Below are 23,718 nucleotides of genomic sequence, written 5' to 3'. Positions count from 1 at the left end.
TCACTTTCTTTCTAATATTAAAGCGTTTGTTTTCGAACAAACGCTTTTTTTGTGTTTTTTCAAGAATAGTTCTTGAAATTTGCACTTTTTTGTTACCTTTATTGTCGAATTAACACTTTTCTAATAATCTGCTACAACCCTAAGAAAAACCAAAGAACATAACAATCATTGATGAGCTTCAATACTGATAACATTCGCCTTGTATTTGGCCTAAAACTCAAACAACTTCGACTCGATAAAGGCATGTCATTGACTGAACTGGCCCAAAAGTCAGGTTTGTCAATGTCTTATATCAACGAAATTGAAAAAGGAAAAAAATACCCTAAATCAGATAAAATTATTGCTTTAGCAGAAGCAATGGGGGTAGATTACGATACTCTTGTTTCGCTTAAATTAAATAAAAAGCTTGAGCCAATTTCTGAATTACTACGGTCTAACTTTTTAACTGAACTTCCTTTTGAAATCTTTGGCATTTCTCCAGCCGATTTATTAGAATTACTTTCGGATGCTCCTACCAAATTAAGTGCTTTTATTAGTACGATTATTGAGATTGGCAGGAGTTATAATATGTCGGTCGAACAGTTTTATTTTGCGGTTCTACGTTCATACCAAGAAATGCATGATAATTATTTCCCCGAGATTGAAGAAGAGGTTGAGCGTTTTCTTAATGAATTAAAAATACCCGCCGAGCAGCAAATAGATGAATATTATTTATCAAATCTTTTGACAGATAAATATGGTTATACCATAAAATATTTTGATGAAGATGATTATCCAGATATTGTAAATATTCGTTCAGTTTTCTTGCCAAAAACTAATACATTGCTAATAAATAAGCGAATTACTTCTGACCAACGTGCTTTTACACTCGGAAGAGAATTAGGCTTTTTGTACATGAAAATCAAAGAGCGTCCTTATACCTCATCTTGGGTAGAAGTGAAATCTTTCGATTCTGTTTTGAATAATTTTAATGCATCTTATTTTGCAGGGGCAATTTTAATTAGAAAAGAAAAGCTGATTGAAAAACTTGAAAAGGTTTTTAACCAAGAAGTATGGAGTAGTAAGGCAATGGTTGAATTGGCTGATTATTTTCAAGCTACGCCAGAAACACTTTATCATCGAATAAGTAATGTGCTACCAAAATACTTTGGCATTGATGGTATTTTCTTTTTGAGATTTGAATCTCCTTCGGGGCAGAAAGATTATCATCTGACTAAAGAAATGCATCTTTCGAAAAAGCATACGCCTCATGAAACTCAAAAAGAACATTACTGCCGCCGTTGGATTAGCTTAAATATTCTTGATGAAGTATCGAATCTTCAACAAACTAATAAATACAAAGAACCACTCGTAGGTGTGCAAATTTCAAATTATGTAGATTCTGAAAGCAAATACTTCGTAATGTCAATGGCTCGACCATTGAATATTATTTCGCACATCAATATTAGTGTTACGATGGGGTTTGAATTAAATGATGAGTTGAGGAGTAAGTTCAAATTCTTAGCTGACCCAGCTATTCCAATTAGAGAAGTAAACCAAACTTGTGAGCGTTGTAGCTTATTTGAGTGTAAAGAACGCGTGGCTGCACCTGTTATTTTACAAAGAAAACGCCAACTTGAAAATATGAAGGCAGCACTGAAGTCAATGGGAGCATAGTGTTGTTTCCTTAAAATTTGAATAAAAATCAGATGACTATATACTAAAATTAATAAATTTAAAGTTTATTTACCGAACCATACATTTTCTATACGCAATATGTTCGAAACTATTTTGCTTCAAGTCGATTCTACTGCTACCGCTGCAAGTGCTCAATCAATCAATTATTTAAGCCTTCTGCTAAAGGGTGGATTTGTAGTATATCCTATCTTATTTTTATTATTCGTAGCCATTTTTTACATCATTGAAAGATACTTATTTATTAAAGGTGCTTCAAATATAGACTTTGGCTTGCTTCGTTCACTTAAAGATTCAATTCTTCGTGGAGATATAGCAACCGCTCGTACGCTGTGTAAAAGTACGAACCTGCCAATTGCAAGAATTTTAGAAAAAGGCATTAGTAGAATTGGACGTCCAGTGAAAGACATTGAAAGTGCGATGGAAATACAATCAAATTTAGAAATTTCGAAAATGGAGAAAAATATGGGTTATCTAGGTTTGATTGCTGGTATTGCTCCGATTTTAGGTTTTATTGGCACTATCTCTGGTATTATTCGTATTTTCTATGATATTGCTGCTACTGGAAACTTTACAATAGAAATTATTGCTAATGGACTCTATGAAAAGATGATTTCATCATTTACGGGTCTTGTAGTAGGGGTAATAGCTTATATTGGTTATCATGGTATTAATATGATGATTGATAAATTTGGTATTCATTTGCAGGCTACCGTAATGGACTTCCTTGATACACTCAACGAACCTGTTCGATAGTTAGGTTGCTGAATTTACAAACATGCGGAATTTAATACGAATTAATTTATGAAATTTAGAAGACAAAGAAGATTCGAAGCCGAAGTATCAACAGCATCATTAAATGATATTATGTTTTTCTTGCTGTTATTCTTCTTGATAATATCCACATTAGGAAACCCAAATGTGATAAAATTATTATTGCCTAAATCTTCCAAATCTACTCATGATGTGAGTAAACAACCCGTTTCGTTGACAATTACAAAAGACAAGGTTTATTATATTAATACGACAGCTATTCCTTTTCCACAGCTTGAAGAAAAATTATTAGCCGCTGTACAAGGAATGGAAGAGCCAACGGTAGTTTTAAGAGCAGAAAGCTCTTTAACTGTTCAGGATTTAGTAGATGCGATGTCGCTTGGGGCAAAACTTAAAATAAGAATGGTTTTGGCAACCGAATTAAATAACAAATAGTTTTTGAAGTAAGTCAACAAAAAAGGACAAATAGAAATTTCTATTTGTCCTTTTTTGTATTCTACAATTTCATGCATTAATTCAGATAAATACCATCATCTTCAATTCTGATGATTTTTTCTTTATAAAGGGCACCAATTGCTTTTTTAAAAGTCTTCTTACTCATTTCAAGCTGATACATTATATAGTTGGAATCACTTTTATCATTAATATCCAAAAAACCATTATTTGCTTTCAGTTTTGTAAGAATTCTCTCAGCATTTGGTTCTACATTGGCATAACCTTGCTTTTGTAAACTGAGATCAATGCGATTATCTTCTCTAATATTTTTAACAAATCCCTTTACTCGACTACCTACTTTGATTCTTTGAAAAATCTCGTTTTCGTAGATTAAACCTTTATATTGGTTATTTATTATGGCATTAAGCCCTAAATTGGTTTCTTCAAAAACTAATAAATCTACCTCTTCTCCAACTTTTAGGTTAATATTTTCCTTTTCAAAGAAACGATTTATTTTACACGAAGCTGCTAATCTATCAGTTTCTTCATCAATGTAAAGAAATACCACACATGATTTTCCTACTTCTAGTTTTCGGTTTTGTTCACGAAATGGTACAAGCAAATCTTTTTCTAATCCCCAATCTAGAAAAGCTCCTACGGGTGTAACTGCTTTTACTTCTAAAAAAGCAAATTCGTTAAGTTTGATTTTAGGTTCAAGTGTTGTGGCAATGATTCTATCTTCAGAGTCTCGATAAATGAATACTTCAATATTATCACCCACAATCGCATCTTCAGGAATGTATTTTTTAGGAAGTAAAACATCATTTCCTTCATCATCACCTAAAAACATTCCTACGCCAGTTCCACGTAAGATTTTTAATGTATTTTTTTCTCCTAAATTGAGCATTTTAATTAGTAAATTACCTTCTAATGAAAGAAGTAAAAATGAAAATTTACACCAGTTCTAGCTCATCTATCCTCGTACGAGAATGGTCTAAAAAATTCCTTATTCTTCCTGATGCGGTCTCAAGTTCTTCAGATGACGCTAAGAAAACAATTCGGAAATGGTCTGGTTTTAAATAGTTGAATCCTGTTCCTGAAACAACTAAAACTTTTTGTTCGCAAAGAAGGTCGTAAACGAATTGTTCATCATCTTTGAATGAAAACTTTTTGAGGTCAATCTTTGGAAAAAGATATAAGGCACCTTTGGGCTTTACACACGTAATTCCCGGAATATCGGTCATTTTATAGTGTATTAAGTCTCTTTGTTTACAAAGTCTGCCAGTAGGTGCAACTAAGTCATTGATACTTTGATACCCACCTAAAGCAGTTTGAATAGCATATTGAGCAGGCACATTGGCACATAGTCGGAGGCTAGCTAAAAGTGTAAAACCTTCCACAAATGATTTAGCACGGTGTGTAGCACCGCTTAATATAACCCAACCTCCACGAAACCCAGTTGCACGATAGTTTTTTGATAGCCCGCCATAAGTCATAACAAAAACATCTTCACTTAATGAGCCCATAGGAATATGTTTGGCACCATCAAAAAGAATTTTATCATAAATTTCGTCAGCAAATACAATTAGATTGTGTTCTGCGGCGATTTTAATAATTCCTTCTAAAATATCTTTATCGTAAACGGCTCCAGTTGGATTATTCGGATTAATTACAACAATACCTTTGGTCTTACGTGTAATTTTTCTTCTAATATCATCTAAATCAGGGTTCCAGTCTGACTCCTCATCACAAATGTAGTGTACAGGTTTTCCCCCAGAAAGAGCAACAGAGGTAGTCCATAATGGATAATCTGGCGAAGGAATCAAAATTTCATCTCCATCATTCAATAAGGCTTGCATGGTCATAACGATTAATTCGCTTACACCGTTGCCAATAAATATGTCATCAATCGTAACTCCTTGAATACCAATTTGTTGTGTATAATGCATGATTGCCTTCCTAGCAGCAAAAATTCCCAAATGATGTACATATCCTTGTGCATTTCTGATATTCATAATCATATCATGAACAATCTCGTCAGGCACATCAAATCCGAAAGGGGCAGGGTTGCCAATATTCAAATTGATGATTTTTTGTCCCATCGCCTCTAATTGTTGAGCTTTTTCGAAAACTGGTCCACGAATGGCATAGCTCAAGTTATTGAGACGATTGCTTTTATTGATAGTATTTTGCATATTCAGTAGGAAAAATTTCAATACAAAATTAGTTAAAAATCAAGCTTTATTTACTTTTTACCAAATAAAAAAGGTCAAATCATTCAGAATTTGACCTTTCTATTCTTTTTAATCTTTCTTCTTATTAAAATAAGAGTTAATCTTATTAATTATCTGCCTTGTCATTAAGTTTTTCAATAAGCATTTTATTAAAGTTCATCTCTGTTCGTTTTAATTCTGAAAACTGCCTTGGCGTTATTGTTTTAAGAATTTTACTCATATATTCTTCTTCTAAATCAATTTCTCGACGACGTAATGCGATAATTTGTTTTTGTGCTGCAATTATTTTATCATCGGTTGTCGCCAAAGAAACTGCATCTTCCATGGAGCGTCGAATATTTTTTCTCAATTCAATTTTTTTGTTGTCATATTCATTATAGATGGCCCAAAATTGAGGAGCTTGTTCGGGTGTAAGATTGAGCTTTTCAGTAATCAAACCAATTTTGGCTGAATTGATTTTTTGAAAGCGTCTTCCTTCATCTCGCCCTTGTCTTACCTGCGATTTCACAACAAAGGGTAAGAGTAATAATATGATTAAGATTTTTTTCATGGTTTATTTACCTTAAAATATGTAGGACATTTAACTATATATCTACTTCTAAATCTTGTGTTTCAAGATGCTCTAAAATTTCTTGTTTATCTACACGTAGGCCTTCAAGTGCTTGATTAACGTTGTCTTTAGGGACCATTTGCGTGCTTTTAACGCTTGATTCATATTCAAAGTAACTCAAATCTTGGGTTTCTAAGTAAGTTTTGATATCTTCATTACTTACTTTTTCTAAAGCAATTTCTGTGTTTTTCTTACCAAAGTATAGTACACTCAACCAAAGACCCATCATTAAAATAACACTTGCAGCAGCAGACCATTTTATTTTTCTTGAATTCCACCAGTTTACTTTTATCATTTTAGGCGAAGTAGCAACTGTGTTTGTTCGTTCTTCTAGGTGTTCAAAATAGGTATTTGGTACTTTGAATATATTCTCCTTACCCAATCTATTAAAATTTGTAAATGTTTCAAGGCCTTCAAAATAGCTATCGGGCACTTTGAATACATTTACTCTTTCTAAATCTTCTATTTTGAAGGCCTTCTGTTCTAATCTTTGAACTTTATTGATTATATTAATTGAAAGTTTATCGAAATAACCATTCGGTACTGAAAATGGCGTCGTGGATTTTTCCAAGCCTTTTGATTCAATCTTACTTTTAATAGATGCAGTCAATTGTTCAAAATAGTTGTCTTCTACTTTGAATACATTTACTTTTTCTATTTTATTTAAAGAAATCATAATTCTGAAATAAGCTGCAAAACGCAAGTTTGACAAACTTATTATGTAAAGGTTTAAAAATATTTATTAAAAATTAGTTTTCAGCATTTAATGTTTCTTCGATTTTTTTTACAGCTAAATGGTAAGATGCTTTCAACGCTCCAACAGATGTACCTGTAATTTCAGAAATATCTTCATATTTCATATCATCAAAATACTTCATATTAAAAACCAAACGCTGTTTATCAGGTAATAGTAATAATGCTTTTTGTAATTTGATTTGAATCTCATCACCTGAAATATAATCTTGAGTTATCGCACTTTCAAGTGTTTCTAATAAATCAAGGCTGTCTTGATTTTCTAACGGTACATGGTTTTGGCGACGTTTTTTTTGCAAAAAATTTAAACTTTCGTTAGTCGCAATTCGATAAATCCACGTATATAGTTGTGAATCTGAACGGAAATTCTGCAATCCTTGCCAAATTTTTATGAACGTATCTTGTACAACATCATCGGCATCGTCATGGTCAATTACCATTTTACGAATGTGCCAATAAATTTTCTGCTGATATTTTTTTATCAGTAAGGTAAATGCTTCTTGACGCTTTAGTTCATCTTGAAAAAGTAATAGTAATTCCGAATCGGATAGCATCATTTGGAATTGATAAAGATTTAATGCTTTGACAATCTGATAACCAATTAGTTTAAATTTTAATTTGAAATATCGTCAAAGCAAGTTTTTATTAAAGCGAAACTAAAAAAATGCAAAACAAAGGTTACAAATAATAATTCGATTGATATTAATTAATAAATGACGTTGTATTTTTTAGCCATGAAAACTTATAAAAATATTCACCTAGGCTCTCATTTATATATCCCTTCACATTTGGTAATAATGATTAAGGCAGATATTAACTATTCATTAATATATTTAAGTAACGGAAATAAAGTGGTTGTTGCTACTTGCTTGAAAAAGTTAGAACAAAGATTAGCCGAAGTTGAAAGTTTCGCCAGAGTACACAAGTCCTATATTATAAATTTAAGTTATTTAAAGTCTTTTGAAGAAGGGCATTTTTCTTTAGAAAATAATTTGAGCGGACTAGTTTCTCGTCGAAAATTTAAAATTTATAAGCGTATTGTTGAGTATAAAAGAGCCATTTAAACTAGTATTTATAGCCATTTATAAGTTTGGTATTTTTCAGGAAAAAAAGTAGTAAAATTACTCAGTAAATTGAATCAAATAAAAAGTCTAAGCAAATGTTAGTTGCTTAGACTTTTATTTTTTATTTCACTTAAGCTTTTCTTGCAATTACTTTCAATGCTTTTTCTACAATTGAAGCTGCATTTAGGCCATATTTATCCATTAATTGTGCAGGCGTACCTGATTCACCGAATGAATTATCAACTGCTACATATTCTTGTGGAGCTAGGAAGTTTTTAGCAAGCGTTTGTGCAATGGCATCTCCTAAACCACCATTCATTTGGTGTTCTTCGCAAGTTACCACACATTTAGTTTTACGAACTGATTTTAAAACAGCCTTTTCATCCAAAGGTTTAATCGTATGAATGTTTACAATCTCAGCACTGATGCCTTTGGCTTCTAAGATTTCACACGCTTGGATTGCTTCCCATACCAAGTGACCAGTGGCGAAGATACTTACGTCTTTTCCTTCTGAAACCATCCATGCTTTACCAATTTCAAACTTTTGGTCGGGAGCAGTAAAAACGGGCACTACCGGACGGCCAAATCTTAAGTAAACAGGTCCATGATGTTCTGCTGCAGCAATAGTTGCGGCTTTTGTTTGATTAAAATCACATGGATTGATTACTGTCATGTTTGGCAAAGCACGCATCATTGCTAAATCTTCAAGAATTTGGTGAGTTGCTCCATCTTCACCTAATGTAAGACCTGCGTGAGAAACCGCGATTTTTACATTTTTATCAGAATATGCTACTGATTGGCGAATTTGGTCATACACACGGCTTGAACCAAAATTGGCAAATGTTGTAGCGAAAGGAATTTTACCCCCGATTGTAAGTCCTGCTGCTAAGCCAATCATGTTTGCTTCTGCAATACCACATTGGATAAAACGTTCAGGGTTTTCTTTGATGAATGTATCAATTTTTAATGAACCTACTAAGTCAGCACAAAGCGTAACAACATTTGGATTTGTGCGACCAAGTTCGGTCATTCCCGCTCCGAATCCAGAGCGTGTATCTTTTTTCTCGGTGAAGGTATATTTTGTCATTGTATTAATATCGTTTATCAAACAAATTCACAAGTGCTTGATTTTCAGAGTTTAAATAATTAACCTTGGATTTTACTTGTTTGCTCTCAATAATCTCCCAAAGTTTCAGGCAATTGAGCTAATGCTGCTGCTAATTGCTCATCGTTTGGAGCTACACCGTGCCATTTGTGGCTACCCATCATAAAATCAACACCTGCACCCATTTCAGTTTTCATTAAAATCATGATTGGTTGACCTTTACCCGATAAACGCTTAGCTTTACGCAAACCAGCAATTACTTGCTCCATATTATTACCGTCTTTAATCTCCATTACGTTCCATCCAAAAGCCTTATATTTAGCTTTAAGGTCACGGTTCGACATTACTTTTTCAGTTGGACCATCAATTTGTTGACCATTTAAGTCGATAATGGCAATAAGGTTATCCACTTTGTGGTGCGGAGCTGCCTGAGCCGCTTCCCAAACTTGGCCTTCTTGTTGTTCACCATCACCCATTAAGCAATAAACCAAGTTTTTCTCACCATTTAGTCTTTTGGCTAATGCAGCACCAATTGCAACAGACAAGCCTTGCCCCAATGAACCAGATGCAATACGAATACCAGGAAGGTTTTCGTGCGTGGTTGGGTGCCCTTGTAAGCGAGTATTAATTTTTCTAAAAGTAGCCAATTCCGATTTGTCAAAATAACCTCGGTGTGCTAAAACACTATAAAACACTGGAGAAATATGGCCATTTGAAAGAAAAAATAAATCTTCGTTAGTTGCATCCATATTAAAAGTAAGGAAGCCTCCTTTACCTTTACGGTTATTGATTTTCATTTGTTGAAAGTATAATCCAACTAATAAATCAGTACAACCTAATGAACCACCTGGGTGGCCTGATTGGCAGCCATGCACCATTCTAACGATGTCTCGACGAACTTGCGAAGCGACGTCTTGTAACTCTTTGATTTGCATTTAAAGTTATTATTAAGTGTCAAATATACAATTAATACAAAACTACACGAAAATTATAAAAAAAGGAATGTTTTGTATAATATTTTACAAAAGTAAGCAATACATCTTGGTTTAGAAACACAAAAACCTCATGAATATGAGGTTTTTGTTAAAATCTATATTAAATGTGCATTATTTCTGATTAAACCTAGGGAAAAACGCAGGTACTTTATTCATATATTCATGATAATTAGCCTTGGTCTCGTTTAATTTCTGCTCTAAGAGTGATACTCCTGAAACTTTCATTAGTAAAAAAGTCATGAGTAATGGGCTAAAAATAAAAACAAGGGTACTAGAATTAATTGCAAAAATAAAATATCCCCACCAAAGGAGAGCATCGCCAAAGTAATTTGGATGTCGAGTCAATGACCATAATCCTTTATCCAAAACCAGCCCTTTATTATTGTTATTTTTCTTGAATTGTACTAATTGCCAATCTCCAACCGCTTCAAAATAGAATCCAATTACCCAAATAGCAATGCCAATATAATCAATAAGTGAAAGATTAGTTGTTGCTTGCATTGCAGGTAAATATACTGATGAAATTATCCAGAGTAAAATTCCTTGAAGCAGGAACACTCGCAGAAAGGAAACCCACCACCAGTTTTTATTATATTGTGTTCGCCAAGTTTGATAGCGATAGTCTTCTCCTTTTCCAATATTTCGAATTGCCAAGTGGAGGCTTAATCTCAAGCCCCAAATAGTAATCAGTAAACATATTAGTAATGAGCGAATATCTGAAAGAGCAAGTTGTTGTCTGTAATACCACGCAACTATGATAAACCCTAAGCCCCAAAAGATATCAATGATACTTGAATCTTCTAGAACTAGACTTATTATCCAAAGAATTGTTAAACAACTCATTAGCACAGCAAAACCTTGAAGGAAAAGGGTGTTTTGTATGCCAAGGAAGGTAGCTAAACCTATTATTGCAATGAATAAAACAATTCTAAGCATTTTATAAATGATTATCCTAAGATTTGTTCAGCATGATTTTTTGTATCTACCTTTTGAATAATGTCTTCAATATTCCCTTGCTCATCAATGATGAATGTAGTTCGGACAATACCCATAAATTTCTTTCCATACATTGATTTTTCTGCCCACACACCGTAATCATTGACAATGATTTGGTCGGTATCAGATAATAAATCAAAAGGAAGATTGTATTTAGCAATAAACTTTTGATGTGATTTCTCATCATCAACACTTACGCCTAGCACAACATAGCCTTTGGCAAGAAGATTTTCATAGTTATCGCGGAGGCTACAAGCTTGGGCCGTACATCCCGGCGTGGCATCTTTCGGATAAAAATATAAAACTACTTTTTTACCTAAATAATCGGATAGCTTAACGACGTTTCCGTTTTGATTTTTTGCTTGGATGCTTGGAGCTGGACTTCCTACTTTTAGAGACATTTTTCTTACTTTTAGATGTTTTCTTAGATGATTTTGACTTTTTGGAAACCTTTCTAATTTCTTCTTGGGTTGAAGTGTATTCATCAATATTTACTTCATAAACAGCTAAATTTCCAACATTATCTGTTACTTCTAACTTTAAATCACCATGAAATGTTTTCGATTCATCTAATTTGATTGACCAAATTCGATTTGATTTGTACTCATAATCCATTAAAACCCACTCGCCATCAACGTAACAATTAAAGTTTTTAATGCCCGAAAGTCCATCTGAAATTGAAAAACGTAACTCCGTAGAATCAATTTTTACAGGTCGAATACTAGGAGCTTCGTTATCTGTCAATAACTGAAAATCGCCAAGTTCTTTGGTTTTGAATTGAATTTTATTGCCAAGCCATGAACCCCCTAAAAACTTACGACCATCATTTACATAATATACACCAGCTTTAGGAGAAACCGATACCCCAGAAGGAGCCCATGTTACGGTCATAAAGTCTTTTAAGGGTATTTTTTCAGTATTAATAGAAAGTCTGTTTCCAATGAGGTTTGTTTTTAAATAGAGTGTATCATAAAGTGCATCGGCAAAATCAATATTCAGATTAGGTTCAGTATGATATTGCCCTTTAATTGGATAAATTACTTGTTTAATATTAATTTGTTCTGAAGAATTATCAACTTGTACAAAATCAGCAACACCTTTGTTGAGGTCATGAAGATAGACCGATTCATTGCCTCTTTTGTAGGAAAGAGGTACAGGAATTGGAATGCCTTTATATTGTAGAACTGCGAAAGGAGCTTTAGAATTTTTAGCTCTAATTGCCAAAGTATTTTCGGTAATTGAAGTGGATATATTGCCTGAAAAATTACTTTCTTCGGCTAATTCTTCAATGAAGTTTTCATTAGGTTGTTCGCCTTGAATTGTAAAGTTAAGATTTGAATAGTTTCCGTACGTATCTTTTACTTCTATTGAAACTTGATGTTGCTGGTTATCTCGAATAATTATTTTCCCTTTATTTGCATCAGTTTGATAAATTGAAAGTCGATTTCCATCGGAAACATAACATTTTTGTATCCTCACACCGTTTGTTTCAGCGATGTCATAATCCATGTGCACATTAATATCTTTTGAAATGTCGAAAGGCATTTTCTCAAGATTCAGTTTATAGGAAGTCTTCCCGTCCACTTTCACTTCAAGTTGCGTAATTCCTAATCTGAAAGGAGATGTTTGGCTACGGTCATAAGTATTTAATTCAAGACCAATCACACCGTGTGCTTTTATAACATTGGGAATATTGAAAAAGCCATCGGAAGAGCGTGTTGGAGCAACGGATACCCTTCCAAACTCACCATTTACCCTCGAATAAGCATTGAGGGTTTTTAGAATAACTCGTTCGATAACAGGTGCTTGAGAATCTTGAATTTCAGGAAAACCAAATTTGAGTGGATTGATTGCATTTTCAGCTTCGTCTCGAATTTCGAAGTGTAGATGAGGTCCGCCAGATGCCCCCGTATTCCCACCAATCGCTACAATTTCTCCTTTTTTAACTTGTAGTTCTTTAGGTGAAGGTGAAAGTTCAATATCCCAAACTTGTTGGGCATACTCTTTTCGTCTGACATACTCTTCGATTTGAGTATTGAAATTTTTTAAATGCCCATAAACAGTTGTATATCCATTAGGATGAGTAATGTATAGGACATTGCCATACCCACCCTTCATGACACGAATTTTAGAAATATAACCATCTGCAGCCGCAAAAACTTGGTATCCTTCTACGCCACCAGTACGAATATCAATTCCAGCGTGAAAATGATTTGTTCTTAAATCGCCAAATCCACCTGAAAGTGATGCTTGTTGCCCTGGTTGAATTGGAAACATGAAATAACCTTTTGGGTATTCTTCATTATTATTTTTGTGTTGACCAAACGCGGGGAAAAAACAAGAATCAGAAACTAAGTATGTTATAAGTAAAAGTGTGCTAATTATTCGTATCATGGCACTAATAACCCTTGTGGGTGTAAATTATTTAATTTTAAATAAAATCTAAGTTCAATTTAGTCTTTTATAATTCAAGATGAAATGAATGTTTTTACTATAAAAAGACTAAATAGTTTTACTAATCAATCAAAACCGATAGTTTTTGAGGATTAATTAGTAAAACTATTAACGTAAAAAATGCCTATTTATAAGTTTAGGCTATTTAACTTCAAATTCTAGCATTTTTTCACCCTCAACAAAAGCAGATAGTTTATCTCCAATTTTCACTGGACCAACTCCTGCTGGTGTACCAGTAAAAATAATATCACCAGTTTTTAGGGTAAAATACTTTGAAATAAAAGCGATGATAGTATCTATTGGATAAAGCATCATTGAGGTATTGCCTTGTTGTCGTATTTCTCCATTGACATCTAAGTGAAAGTTCAAATCTTTCAAATCAGCGTATTTTGTTTTTGGAACAAAACTTGAAATAGGAGCGGAGCCATTGAAACCCTTAGCTAAATCCCAAGGCAAACCCTTTGATTTTAACTTAGATTGAATATCTCTTGCTGTAAAATCAATGCCAATGCCTATTTCATCATAATATTTATGGGCAAACTTATCCTCAATATTCTTTCCCATTTTACTTATTTTTACAATAATTTCTACTTCATGATGAATGTCGTTGGAAAAATCAGGATAGAAAAATGGCTCACCATCTCGTAAAATGGCAGTTTCTGGCTTTGTAAAAATTACTGGCTCGTCTGGACGTTCGTTGTTTAATTCTTTGATGTGTTCGGCGTAATTACGGCCAATTGCTATGATTTTCATGAAAAAATATTCTATAAATTGAAGAAAGATTTTCGGGGGAAATAATAATATTTGTACAATTAAAGTACAATTACATTTACAAAAATAGATAATTAATTTTTTGTACGCACCCAACTGTTGGCATAAATTTTTACTTTATTTGTAAAATAATTACCTGATTTTGTAATATTTAAATTGGATAAATCGTCTAAAAGTAAAATTTAACTGAAATAAGTAATGAAAACTTTTTTTAAATCTTCCATTGGAGCAATCATATTCATATTAATTATTTGGTCTTGTCAACGTGTACCATTAACTGGCAGAAAGCAATTTGTTGGTTTGGTTTCTAATGAGCAAATGATGTCCATGAGTTTTGCAGAATACAAGGGTTTCATGGATACTTCAAAAGTAATTACATCTAGTAAAGATGCCGAAATGATTGCCAGAGTTGGAGGTAGAATAAAGACTGCGGTTGAAAACTACTTAATACAAAATAACTATAGCCAAGTTATAGATGGTTATCAATGGGAATTTAAACTTGTACAAAGTAAGGAACTCAATGCTTGGTGCATGCCTGGTGGAAAAGTTTGTTTTTATTCAGGTATTTTGCCTGTTTGTAAAGATGAAGCGGGTGTTGCAGTTGTAATGGGTCATGAAATTGCTCATGCTATTGCAAGCCATGGTCGCGAACGTGCAAGTGAAGCCATGGCTGCCCAAGGTATAACCCAAATTGGTGCAGTTGCGGCAGGTGTTTACACCGGAAATCAGCAGGTTATGGATATTGTTGGACAAGTGTTAGGCGTAGGAGGGCAACTTGGATTTGTTTTACCTAATAGTCGTCGTCAGGAATCTGAAGCAGATAAACTTGGACTAATTTTTATGTCAATGGCTGGTTATAATCCACAAAATGCAGTTGATTTTTGGAAAAGAATGGCAGCGGCAGGAGCTAAGTCTCAAAAACCGCCTAAATTGCTTTCTACTCACCCAGCAGATGAAGTTCGTATTGCGGATTTGGAAAAACAGTTGCCACAAGCTATGAAGTATTATCAAGCATATAGTGGGCGTTCTAAATAATTAAAATAATGATTGAAATAAAGGAAATCACGGCGGCTGAGACTTGGCCAACTAGACATAAAACTATGTGGCCTAATAAGCCTCTTGAGTTTGTAATACTACCGCAAGATGATGAAGGGATTCATTATGGATTATTCGTAGATAATACATTAGTTTCTGTGATTTCACTTTTTATTGACGGAAAAGCAGGACATTTTAGAAAATTTGCTACTGATGAAGCTCAACAAGGAAAAGGGTATGGCTCAAAAATTCTTAATCATTTGATTAATGAAGCTACAAAGCATAATATCGAACGATTAACATGTAGTGCGAGGTTATCTGCAATTTCATTTTATGAAAAATTTGGTTTTAATATTTGCTCAGAAATTACAAGGAAAAACGATAAAGATTATATAGAAATGGAGTTAATTCTCTAGATTCTATGCAGTTTTTTTAATAAACCATATAATTATGCTTGCCTCATTAGAAACCTTGTACGTTAGAGACCTCTTACGTTTGAAATCAGAAATCGAATCGTATGTGGAAGAGAATACAATTTGGGAAATAAGAAACGAAATTAATAATTCGGCTGGAAATCTTTGTTTACACTTAATTGGTAACCTGAATCATTACGTCGGGCACCAATTAGGTGGAACTGCTTATGTTAGAAATAGAGTCGCTGAGTTTTCTGAAAAAAATGTATCAAGAAGTGAATTAGTCGCAAAAATTGAGCAAACCATTGAAATGATTAAATCAATTTTACCTAATATTTCTGAAGAATTATTAGCTAAAAATCATACAGAGGAATTTCAAGGTGGGCTAAATTCAAATGAATTCTTCTTGATACATTTACTGAGTCATCTAAATTATCATCTCGGACAAATTAATTACCATCGTAGGTTGATAAAATAGTATTTATAAGGGTTTATCTACCAAAATCGTCTTGAACTCTCACAATATCATCTTCATCTGATGGATTTTGAGGGTCGGTATGTTGCCAAATTTCGGCAATAATTCCCCATCCATTAAGCCCAATGAGGCGATGTCTTTCTCCCTGTTTCAGATTTATGATAGTTCCTAAAGCCAAAGTTTGAAGTTCGTTTTCTTCATCAGTTTCGCTAGTTACAACTCCAGCAGTTCCACCTACAACTTTCCATATCTCTGCTCTACGAAAATGGTATTGCCATGATAAACGCTTATTAGGTGCAACAACTAAAATTTTTGGACTTAACTTACGTCCCTCCCCAAAATCACTTACAGATAAATGAGGGAAATAAGTCTCAATAAATTTAGGTGCTTGTGATTCATCAAGCACGAAAAAACCGCCCCAAGGTCTAGTTTGGTCTTGTTTGTCTATATTAAATCCCAAGTCTTTAATCTCCTTTTCTACATTGGCAAAAACTACGGATTTCTCTGTTTCAGCTGAAAATTTCATGGACTGTATTATTATTGAAGGTTTAATAAATTAATTTTACAGGTAAATTTAGTATTTTCATCATTTAATTGATAAATAAATAAAAAAAGTACTATTAATAGTTATTTATATTCTGTTTTTTTTCTTGATTTACAAAAAACATGCTAAAAGTTGAAAAATTAGATACATTTTCAGGGCACAGAGATTGTATATATACGCTTGAAAGGTCGGGAGAAAAGCATCGTTTTTTTTCCGCAGGAGGAGATGGATTTATTGTTCGTTGGAATCTTCAAAAGCCAGATGTTGGTGAATTAATAGCGAGAGTGGGGCATTCTATATATGCAATGGCGTATCAACCAGAAAATAACCAAATTTGGGTTATTGAAAATTCAGAAGGATTACATATAATTGATATTGACACTAAAAAAGAAGTAACTTCGTTGAAGTTAGTACCAACCAATTACTTCGATATAAAAATTTATCAAAATCAGGCATTTATTGCAGGTGGCGATGGCGTAATTTCTGTCATTGATACAAATGAGTTTAAATTTAAAAAACATATAAAAGCTTCAGAAAATAGCGTTAGATGTTTAGCAATAAATCCTGTTGAACGTGAACTGGTGGCTGGTTATAGTGATAATACCATCAAAATATTTGATTTATTGTCGTTTGAATTAAAAAATGTAATTTTAGCCCACACAAATTCGGTATTTGCCTTAAAATTTTCCCCAGATTTTCGTTTTTTACTTTCAGGTAGCAGAGATGCAAGACTTAAAATTTGGGATTCAGAAAATGCTTACAAACTCGAAAATGAAATAGTTGCTCATACTTTTGCAATAAATTCTATTGATTATAGCCCAGATGGCAAGAGATTTGTTACGTGTAGTATGGACAAATCTGTCAAAGTATGGGATGCACATAGCTTTAAACTTCTCAAGGTAATTGACCGTGCACGTCATGCAGGTCATGGAACTTCAGTAAATAAAGTGTTATGGTCAGATTATCATGAACAAATTGTATCTTGCAGCGATGACAGAACTATCTCGGTTTGGCAGTTAATTGATGAAATTTGATAAAATTGTATCATTTTTTTAGATAAATAACCAAATAAAAATATAAATAAGCATACTTTTTTTGTTACTTTTGCTGATATACACACTGGTATTCGTTCTAATTGTTGAAAAAAAGTTTAACAATTTAATAGTGCGATTTGCCGCTCCATTGTCAGAAAACGTTTCAGAATTTCCTAAAACATTTTTAAAATGAAGATTACACCCCTCGAAATACGCCAACACGAATTCGAAAAAACCTTTAGAGGATATAATATCGAAGAAGTTGATAGCTTTTTAATGAATATTTCACAGGAATGGGAGAGAGTATTGAACGAAAGTAAAATGCTCAGAATGCAGTTGGAAATAGCGGAAAAAGAGGCTAACAAGTTGAGAGAAATTGAAATGACCCTTTTTAAGACGCTTAAAACTGCAGAAGATACAAGCACAATGATTACTGAACAGGCTAATCAACAGGCTGATAAGTACCTTCAAGATGCTAAGTTACAAGGAGAAAAGTTATTATTGGATGCTCAAAACAAAGCGAATGAAATCATTCGTCAAGCTGAAAGTAAAGCAAAATATATCAAAGAAGATGTTTTAGGAGAAGTAAGAATATTGGAACGTGATTTCAAAGCCATGGACCAATATAAAACTAATCTTTTAGTCCAAATGCGTACGCTTTCAAATGCAACTTTGGAGCATGTTCAACGATTTGAAGATAAATTTGATAAGGAAGGTGTTGAAGAAAAATTCAAAGAGGCTACTACTTTGTTGACTGGAGAAAGCATTGAAGCTGCCCACATAGTTGATGAAAAACACGAGGTTAAAGCTAATTCAACTATTCTTTTTGAAGATATTCTATCTGAAGAAGAAGTAGTAAGCGATGAAATAGAGACCTTAGACAGCCAAGATTTAGAAAAAGAAGTTATAGCAGAAGAAGATATCGTAGAGCATTCGAGTACTGAATTAGAAGAAGAGGAGGATATAGAAAACCTTGAAATGGAAAATTCAGTAGGGGAATTTGAAGAGGAAAATAAGTCTAATGAGGAAGAATTAGTTGCTGAAATACCTAATATTGAAGAAGAATCTTCAGTTGAAGAAATGGAGGTGCTCGTTGAAGAACCCGAAATAACTACTACGATAATTGCCTCTTCAGCCAATAGAATGAGTGCCGAAGAATTTGAAGAAAACCTGAGTCGTAAGGCGGCTGCACCAAAAGAAGATGAACTTGAAATTATTGAAGGAATTGGCCCTAAAATAGCAATGCTTTTGTTGGATGCTGGAATCTTTACATTTCGTGATTTAGCTACTACTCCAGTTTATAAAATTCAAGAAATCTTAGATAAAGCTGGACCACAGTTTGCTATGCACGATCCAAGTACATGGACACAGCAAGCAAAACTAGCTGCGGAGGGACGTTGGGAAGATTTAGAAGCATTGAAGTTCTATTTGATGGGTGGCCGTAAACCTAAGGAAGAGGATATTGAAGAAGAAGTAGATGAAACTCCTTTAGCCAAAGTAGAGGATGTAGAACCAGAAACAAAAGCTGCGGATATTGATGAATCATTGAAGTCGGTTATTCAGTCGATAAATGCTGCTAGTAATAACAAAATTTCTGAAAACAACCTTGATTCCATTACAGAGGATATGTTAGAAAAGGTTAATAAAGTAAAAGCAGCTATTAGAAAAGCAATGGTTGAAAAAGGTGATGCTCAAACAAAAGATACCTCGCCTTTACCAACCGTAAACGATATTATTGGAAAAGGAGAGGGCGGTTCTTTTTTTGATAATATATGATTCAAAATATTTATTTTTTGGAGGTTCAGGTATTTAGCTTGAACCTCTTTTATTTTGCCAATAATTGATTTTTAATTTTTTATATTTATATGGGAGTAATTTCACTCGAAGGATTAGAGTTTTTTGCCTATCATGGTTATTATGATGAAGAACAGAAAATTGGTAGTAAATTTTCAATTGATATTGCAATTACTGCCGATTTAAGCAAAGCTGCACAAGAAGATAAGCTAAAACTAACAGTAAATTATGAAGAAGTGTATAGAATAATAGCCGATGTCATGCAAGAAAAACATCGGCTATTGGAGCATATTGCTTATAAAATTATAGAATCTATAAGATTACAATTTCCACACATTGAAGGGGTAACCGTAAATGTATCGAAATTTAATCCTCCTTTAGGAGGTATTTGTCATCGTTCTAAAGTTACGATTTCAGTGCCTTAAATTAGTTAGGTTGAGGGGCAGTTAACTTCGATGGTTTCCATTGATTGTTTCTTGGGTTAACATCTGGTAGCTTATTATCAGGGTCAATTATGATTGATTCAATCGCAGATTTAGAATCATATTTAAAACTCCAAGTGCTGCCTCTTTGCCAAATTTCATAAGGTAATTCCACGCGTTTATTCGTTCCATTAGATTCTCTAATTTCAATGGTTACAGGCATGGGTAGCTTTTCTAAATTTTCTATTGTGATTACCGAGCCTTTATTAGGGTCTTGCTGAATATAGTTGACATCTTTCACTCCTTGGTCAATTTTCCAATCATAAATAAACCAACCTTTCCAAAACCAACTTAAATCTTCACCCGCAGCATCTTCTATGGTTCGGAAAAAATCAAAAGGAGTAGGGTGCTTAAATGCCCAACGATTGACATATTCCTTAAATGCATAATCAAAACGTTTTTCACCTAATATCACCTCTCTTAACATTGTTAGTCCATAACCAGGCTTCATATAGGCGGCAATTCCTAAGTTATTATCTTGAACCACGTCAGGAATATTCATAATTGGGTCACGTTCATAATAATAAGGGGTCATTTGTCGTACATTCTCTGGGCTATAATATTCACCATTATTAAAGTTTTTCGTAGAAAGTGAATTGATAAAAGTATTAAAGCCTTCATCCATCCAAGCATATTTACGCTCATTGCTGCCCACAATCATTGGAAACCAATTATGCCCAAATTCATGGTCGGTTACTCCCCAAAGGCTTTCATTTTTATCTCGATAATCACAGAATACAATTCCTGGATACTCCATTCCTCCCACCACACCTGCAACATTCACTGCCGATGGATAGCTATACTCATAAATATATTTTGAGTAAAATTCGATACATCCTTTAACATACTCACTCGAGCGGCCCCATGCATCATTACCATCACTTTCCTTTGGATATACAGATTGAGCTAAAGCAGTTTTTCCACTTGGAAGGTTGATTTTGCATGCATCCCAAATAAAGGCTTTTGAACTTGCCCATGCAATATCTCTTGCTTGCTTACATCTAAATTTCCAAGTAAGTGTTCCATCGTTTCTAGGGCGTGACTTTGGGTCGTTTACTTCACTGGCTCCTCGGATAATGACAGTTTTATCACTATTTTTTGCTTCATTTAATTTTTTTAGTTGTTCGGATGTTAAAACTTCATTTGGATTTAAAAGCTCACCCGAACCAACAACAATATGGCTGGCTGGAACCGTAATATTATACTCAAAATCACCATATTCTAAATAAAATTCACCCGCACCTAAATAAGGTAATGTATTCCATCCTTCGATGTCATCATATACGGACATTCGAGGATACCATTGTGCAATTTCATAAATAATACCATCTTGAGTCTCTTGTTTTCCCATTCTATCAGAGCCATATCTTGGAATATTAAACAAATAAGTAATTTTAATTTTTACAACTTCATTGGCTTGCATTGGTTCCGAGAGCCTAATTTGTAGTCTTGTATCATCAATTAGATGTTCAGCATAAATTGAACGAGATGTATTTTTTTTCCCAACAAGTGCATTTTTTTCTACACTTACAAACTGTATATTATACCCACCTTCAAATCCTGTGTTACCAAAACGTCCACCTGCAATAGTTGTAGTTTTTCCGCCCCTTGAGTTATTCGTAAATTGATTTTGGTCAAGTTGAAGCCATAAGAATGGAAGTTTATCTTGACTGTTATTTCTATAAGTAATTTCTACTTCGCCACTAATGGTGTTATTGGTTTCATCAAGTTTTACATTAATCTTGTAATCTGCTTTGTTTTGCCAATACATTGGACCGGGAGCTCCTGATGCACTACGGTAGGGTGTTCCTGGTTGGAAGTTAAACAATGGATTGAATGCTTCTCGATGGTCATATTTTGTATTAGATGAAGTTTGTGCAGATGCTACTTGGTTGATTATTACAACTCCTAACATCATTATTGTTTTTAGTTTCATTGATTTAATAGACTATTTATTTAGTGAAATTATAAAATCGCGGTAATCAAACACCTCGATAAAAAACGGTAATTTCTAACGTTTAATTTTATAAAGCTAAATAATATTTTGCTACTTCGAATATTTATAGTTTTCATTTTATAATTGTATTGAAAGAGTTGATAAATAAATAGATTACAATCAATAATTTAGATGGCTTACTAAAGTAAATAAAGTATAAATTTATACCTACCAAATTTTCATTCAGACGTAACTTTTTGATATTTTATTCGTCTAAGAAAAGATAGTAAAATGTGATTGTTTTCATGAAATAAGAATACGCAAACAATAATTTTTATAGTGAATTGTCTTGTCAAAAGGTATTTTTTTCATAAATTGGCACAAAATTTTACATTATACTAATTCTGTAAACTAAATTTAGAACCTGATTTGAAGAGTTTTTTTCAAACAGAAATCTTAACAATTTACCAAAATGAAATCTAGACTAATTTCCGTGCTAACTTTAGCAATTCTCTTACCTTTGGCGGGAGTTGCCCAGCTACGTGACTTAAAATGTGACATACTACCTTACTCAGTTTTTAAGGGTGTGTCAAAAAAGAAGCCCGTTGAGCTTAAAGTTCTTGGCACAAGCCCACAATTTGGAGAAGTACCTGAACATACAGGTGCATCAGCTTACAATCATCTAAGAACTGTTTACAGTAGCAATATTAAAAAAAGTGCTAAAGAAATAGATAAGCTATTTAGTGCATTGGGTTATAAAGGATTCAATGACCCTTCAATTACAGAAAAAACATTTATTCCTGAGATTATTCCTGCAGGAACTGTTGGTTGGATGGGAGCATATGCAAGTGGTCATAAATACGCATGGTCAAAATTGGGTAATAATTTTGAAACCTTTAAGATTTATGCTAAAGGAAGTCAGTGTTTTATTTATATCATGAAAAAGTGTGGCAATGCATTTTATGTTCCATCTAGTTTGCCGGTTCCACCAAACTTGTATCGTCCACCAGTAGTTGCACCGCCAGCTCCCATAATGACTTGTAAAACTCAGAATATTACAATTTCAGGTAGTGGAGAAATCAGTAGTGGTGATGTAGTCTCTATGAGTAAGACTATGGATATCATTGCTGTAAATACAAATGCAAAACCATCTAAAGGTATACTTTTAGGCTCATATCTTGTAGGTGTTCGTTCTACTTATGATTTTAACGTAAAAGGCGAAGTTCAATATGCAAAAAATGTTGAGGTTTGTATGGAAGGAAATGCAAGCCCTGCCCCTATGAACTTAACTTTACCAATGAACCTTAACTATAAAATTACAAGAAATGATGTAAGTATTGGTGATGGTGAAAAGTTATATTTGAATGTAACAGAAGCTCAATACAAAGCTTTGAGTAAAGCATATAAAGAAGTTGATGTAACTTCAACAGCTGCAGCAAATTTGGTAGTTGCCCCTAAGCAAGTAAATGTTACTAATAGTTCAGAGACTATGTCTGCTGGGTCTAGTTCTAGCGAAACAAAATGTGCTGACCAAAAAATTAATTTCCTTGGAAAAACTGAAATTAAAGATGGTAGCTTAAAGAGTTCGACAAATGATGTAACCATTATTGGTGTTTACAAGAAAACAGGGAAATTAGCAAACGGTGAAACTGCTGATAAATACTTATGTTTAGGAAGTTTCCAAGTGCCAGTAAAATCGGCTTATGAGTTTACTACTAGTGGTGGTAGTGATGTTTCAAAAATTTTTAGAGTTTGCACTAAAGATGGTGTTTCTCCAGCCGACCAAAATATTAATGTTCCAGTGAAAATGACATACAATTTTACAAAACAAGATGTAATGATTGGAGATTATAACAAATTGTATGTAAATCTAACTGAGAAACAATATAAGTCATTAAGTAAAAAATACAACCGTTGCTGCACAGAAGGCGGTGAAGGAAAATGTGATTAATTTAATAGATAGAGTTTATATAAAAATGCCCTGTTTTAAGCAGGGCTTTTTTGTTTACTTACTTAATCTAGAATTGAAAAATATAATATTCTAAATCTGTTACGCTTAATCATAAAAAAGCCTTTAGTTCAAACATATAATTTGACTAAAAGCTTATTTGTTTTATAATTGATTTCGCTAGTATAAGAA

24 protein-coding genes are annotated in these 23,718 nt (G+C 33.5%); 11 read left to right on the top strand and 13 right to left on the bottom strand.

Annotated elements, in window-relative coordinates:
- Positions 1–171 precede the first annotated feature (171 nt).
- From EMTOL_RS19610 to EMTOL_RS19600, 3 genes are all read left to right on the top strand, one after another.
- Positions 172–1,656 carry a helix-turn-helix domain-containing protein gene (locus EMTOL_RS19610; RefSeq protein WP_015031070.1) on the top strand — a complete coding sequence of 495 codons (1,485 nt, stop codon included), beginning with the start codon at positions 172–174 and terminating at the stop codon, positions 1,654–1,656.
- Positions 1,657–1,755: 99 nt separating this feature from the next.
- Complete coding sequence (locus tag EMTOL_RS19605; RefSeq protein WP_015031069.1) at positions 1,756–2,430, top strand: MotA/TolQ/ExbB proton channel family protein; 675 nt, start codon at positions 1,756–1,758, stop codon at positions 2,428–2,430.
- Positions 2,431–2,478: 48 nt separating this feature from the next.
- Entirely contained in the window at positions 2,479–2,883 is a 405-nt protein-coding gene (locus tag EMTOL_RS19600; RefSeq protein ID WP_015031068.1) for an ExbD/TolR family protein, read from the top strand.
- Positions 2,884–2,959: 76 nt separating this feature from the next.
- Here the strand turns inward: EMTOL_RS19600 and EMTOL_RS19595 are convergent, their stop codons facing one another.
- The 5 genes from EMTOL_RS19595 to EMTOL_RS19575 form a co-directional block, all read right to left on the bottom strand.
- Complete coding sequence (locus tag EMTOL_RS19595) at positions 2,960–3,790, bottom strand: CvfB family protein (RefSeq protein ID WP_015031067.1); 831 nt, start codon at positions 3,788–3,790, stop codon at positions 2,960–2,962.
- 46 nt (positions 3,791–3,836) lie between these two features.
- Positions 3,837–5,078 (bottom strand): pyridoxal phosphate-dependent aminotransferase, encoded by a 1,242-nt coding sequence (locus EMTOL_RS19590; RefSeq protein WP_015031066.1) that lies wholly within the window; start codon positions 5,076–5,078, stop codon positions 3,837–3,839.
- A 145-nt stretch (positions 5,079–5,223) separates the two neighbouring features.
- Entirely contained in the window at positions 5,224–5,667 is a 444-nt protein-coding gene (locus EMTOL_RS19585) for a Spy/CpxP family protein refolding chaperone (RefSeq protein WP_015031065.1), read from the bottom strand.
- Between the two features lie 34 nt (positions 5,668–5,701).
- Positions 5,702–6,403 carry a hypothetical protein gene (locus EMTOL_RS19580; RefSeq protein ID WP_041693688.1) on the bottom strand — a complete coding sequence of 234 codons (702 nt, stop codon included), beginning with the start codon at positions 6,401–6,403 and terminating at the stop codon, positions 5,702–5,704.
- 73 nt (positions 6,404–6,476) lie between these two features.
- Entirely contained in the window at positions 6,477–7,037 is a 561-nt protein-coding gene (locus EMTOL_RS19575; protein WP_015031063.1) for an RNA polymerase sigma factor, read from the bottom strand.
- Positions 7,038–7,214: 177 nt separating this feature from the next.
- On the opposite strand from EMTOL_RS19575, the gene EMTOL_RS19570 reads away from it, so the two are divergent.
- Positions 7,215–7,544 (top strand): LytTR family DNA-binding domain-containing protein, encoded by a 330-nt coding sequence (locus tag EMTOL_RS19570; protein ID WP_052315413.1) that lies wholly within the window; start codon positions 7,215–7,217, stop codon positions 7,542–7,544.
- Positions 7,545–7,674: 130 nt separating this feature from the next.
- Here the strand turns inward: EMTOL_RS19570 and EMTOL_RS19565 are convergent, their stop codons facing one another.
- The 6 genes from EMTOL_RS19565 to EMTOL_RS19540 all read right to left on the bottom strand — a co-directional run bounded on the left by EMTOL_RS19565 (position 7,675) and on the right by EMTOL_RS19540 (position 13,862).
- Positions 7,675–8,631: a transketolase family protein gene (locus tag EMTOL_RS19565; RefSeq protein ID WP_015031061.1), complete on the bottom strand. Its 957-nt coding sequence runs from the start codon at positions 8,629–8,631 to the stop codon at positions 7,675–7,677.
- An 86-nt stretch (positions 8,632–8,717) separates the two neighbouring features.
- Positions 8,718–9,584 (bottom strand): transketolase, encoded by an 867-nt coding sequence (locus tag EMTOL_RS19560; RefSeq protein WP_015031060.1) that lies wholly within the window; start codon positions 9,582–9,584, stop codon positions 8,718–8,720.
- A 171-nt stretch (positions 9,585–9,755) separates the two neighbouring features.
- The gene (locus tag EMTOL_RS19555) at positions 9,756–10,580 is read right to left on the bottom strand and encodes a DUF1295 domain-containing protein (RefSeq protein WP_015031059.1); all 825 of its coding nucleotides are present in this window, start codon (positions 10,578–10,580) and stop codon (positions 9,756–9,758) included.
- An 11-nt stretch (positions 10,581–10,591) separates the two neighbouring features.
- Positions 10,592–11,041 (bottom strand): thioredoxin-dependent thiol peroxidase, encoded by a 450-nt coding sequence (bcp, locus tag EMTOL_RS19550; protein WP_041693686.1) that lies wholly within the window; start codon positions 11,039–11,041, stop codon positions 10,592–10,594.
- Positions 10,974–13,034, bottom strand: a complete 2,061-nt coding sequence (locus EMTOL_RS19545) for a M23 family metallopeptidase (RefSeq protein ID WP_015031058.1) — start codon at positions 13,032–13,034, stop codon at positions 10,974–10,976. The genes bcp and EMTOL_RS19545 overlap by 68 nt, the downstream gene beginning before the upstream one ends.
- A gap of 201 nt (positions 13,035–13,235) precedes the next feature.
- Positions 13,236–13,862: a fumarylacetoacetate hydrolase family protein gene (locus tag EMTOL_RS19540; protein WP_305953302.1), complete on the bottom strand. Its 627-nt coding sequence runs from the start codon at positions 13,860–13,862 to the stop codon at positions 13,236–13,238.
- A 201-nt stretch (positions 13,863–14,063) separates the two neighbouring features.
- Between EMTOL_RS19540 and EMTOL_RS19535 the strand changes: the two genes are divergently transcribed.
- From EMTOL_RS19535 to EMTOL_RS19525, 3 genes are read left to right on the top strand one after another with little or no spacing between them, the layout of a single operon-like run.
- Entirely contained in the window at positions 14,064–14,900 is an 837-nt protein-coding gene (locus EMTOL_RS19535; protein ID WP_015031056.1) for a M48 family metallopeptidase, read from the top strand.
- 8 nt (positions 14,901–14,908) lie between these two features.
- Positions 14,909–15,316 carry a GNAT family N-acetyltransferase gene (locus EMTOL_RS19530; RefSeq protein ID WP_015031055.1) on the top strand — a complete coding sequence of 136 codons (408 nt, stop codon included), beginning with the start codon at positions 14,909–14,911 and terminating at the stop codon, positions 15,314–15,316.
- 34 nt (positions 15,317–15,350) lie between these two features.
- Positions 15,351–15,791, top strand: a complete 441-nt coding sequence (locus tag EMTOL_RS19525; protein WP_015031054.1) for a DUF1572 family protein — start codon at positions 15,351–15,353, stop codon at positions 15,789–15,791.
- Between the two features lie 13 nt (positions 15,792–15,804).
- On the opposite strand, the gene EMTOL_RS19520 is transcribed toward EMTOL_RS19525, so the two are convergent.
- Entirely contained in the window at positions 15,805–16,314 is a 510-nt protein-coding gene (locus EMTOL_RS19520; protein ID WP_015031053.1) for a cupin domain-containing protein, read from the bottom strand.
- A 140-nt stretch (positions 16,315–16,454) separates the two neighbouring features.
- Between EMTOL_RS19520 and EMTOL_RS19515 the strand changes: the two genes are divergently transcribed.
- The 3 genes from EMTOL_RS19515 (at position 16,455) to folB (ending at position 19,585) form a co-directional block, all read left to right on the top strand.
- Positions 16,455–17,366: a WD40 repeat domain-containing protein gene (locus tag EMTOL_RS19515; RefSeq protein WP_015031052.1), complete on the top strand. Its 912-nt coding sequence runs from the start codon at positions 16,455–16,457 to the stop codon at positions 17,364–17,366.
- A gap of 189 nt (positions 17,367–17,555) precedes the next feature.
- A complete protein-coding gene (locus EMTOL_RS21970) occupies positions 17,556–19,142 on the top strand; it encodes a DivIVA domain-containing protein (protein WP_015031051.1) in 1,587 nt (528 codons plus the stop codon).
- A gap of 89 nt (positions 19,143–19,231) precedes the next feature.
- A complete protein-coding gene (gene folB, locus EMTOL_RS19505) occupies positions 19,232–19,585 on the top strand; it encodes a dihydroneopterin aldolase (protein ID WP_015031050.1) in 354 nt (117 codons plus the stop codon).
- Position 19,586: 1 nt separating this feature from the next.
- On the opposite strand, the gene EMTOL_RS19500 is transcribed toward folB, so the two are convergent.
- Positions 19,587–21,578, bottom strand: coding sequence for a M1 family metallopeptidase (locus EMTOL_RS19500; protein ID WP_015031049.1), 1,992 nt, complete (start codon positions 21,576–21,578; stop codon positions 19,587–19,589).
- A 472-nt stretch (positions 21,579–22,050) separates the two neighbouring features.
- Here EMTOL_RS19500 and EMTOL_RS19495 point away from each other — a divergent pair, with 472 nt between their 5' ends.
- A complete protein-coding gene (locus tag EMTOL_RS19495) occupies positions 22,051–23,529 on the top strand; it encodes a hypothetical protein (RefSeq protein WP_015031048.1) in 1,479 nt (492 codons plus the stop codon).
- Positions 23,530–23,718 lie beyond the last annotated feature (189 nt).

The organism is Emticicia oligotrophica DSM 17448 (assembly GCF_000263195.1).
In the GTDB taxonomy this organism is placed as follows: domain Bacteria; phylum Bacteroidota; class Bacteroidia; order Cytophagales; family Spirosomataceae; genus Emticicia; species Emticicia oligotrophica.
The sequence above is the reverse complement of the archived record's forward strand: the minus strand, read 5'-3'. Positions and strand labels throughout refer to the sequence as shown.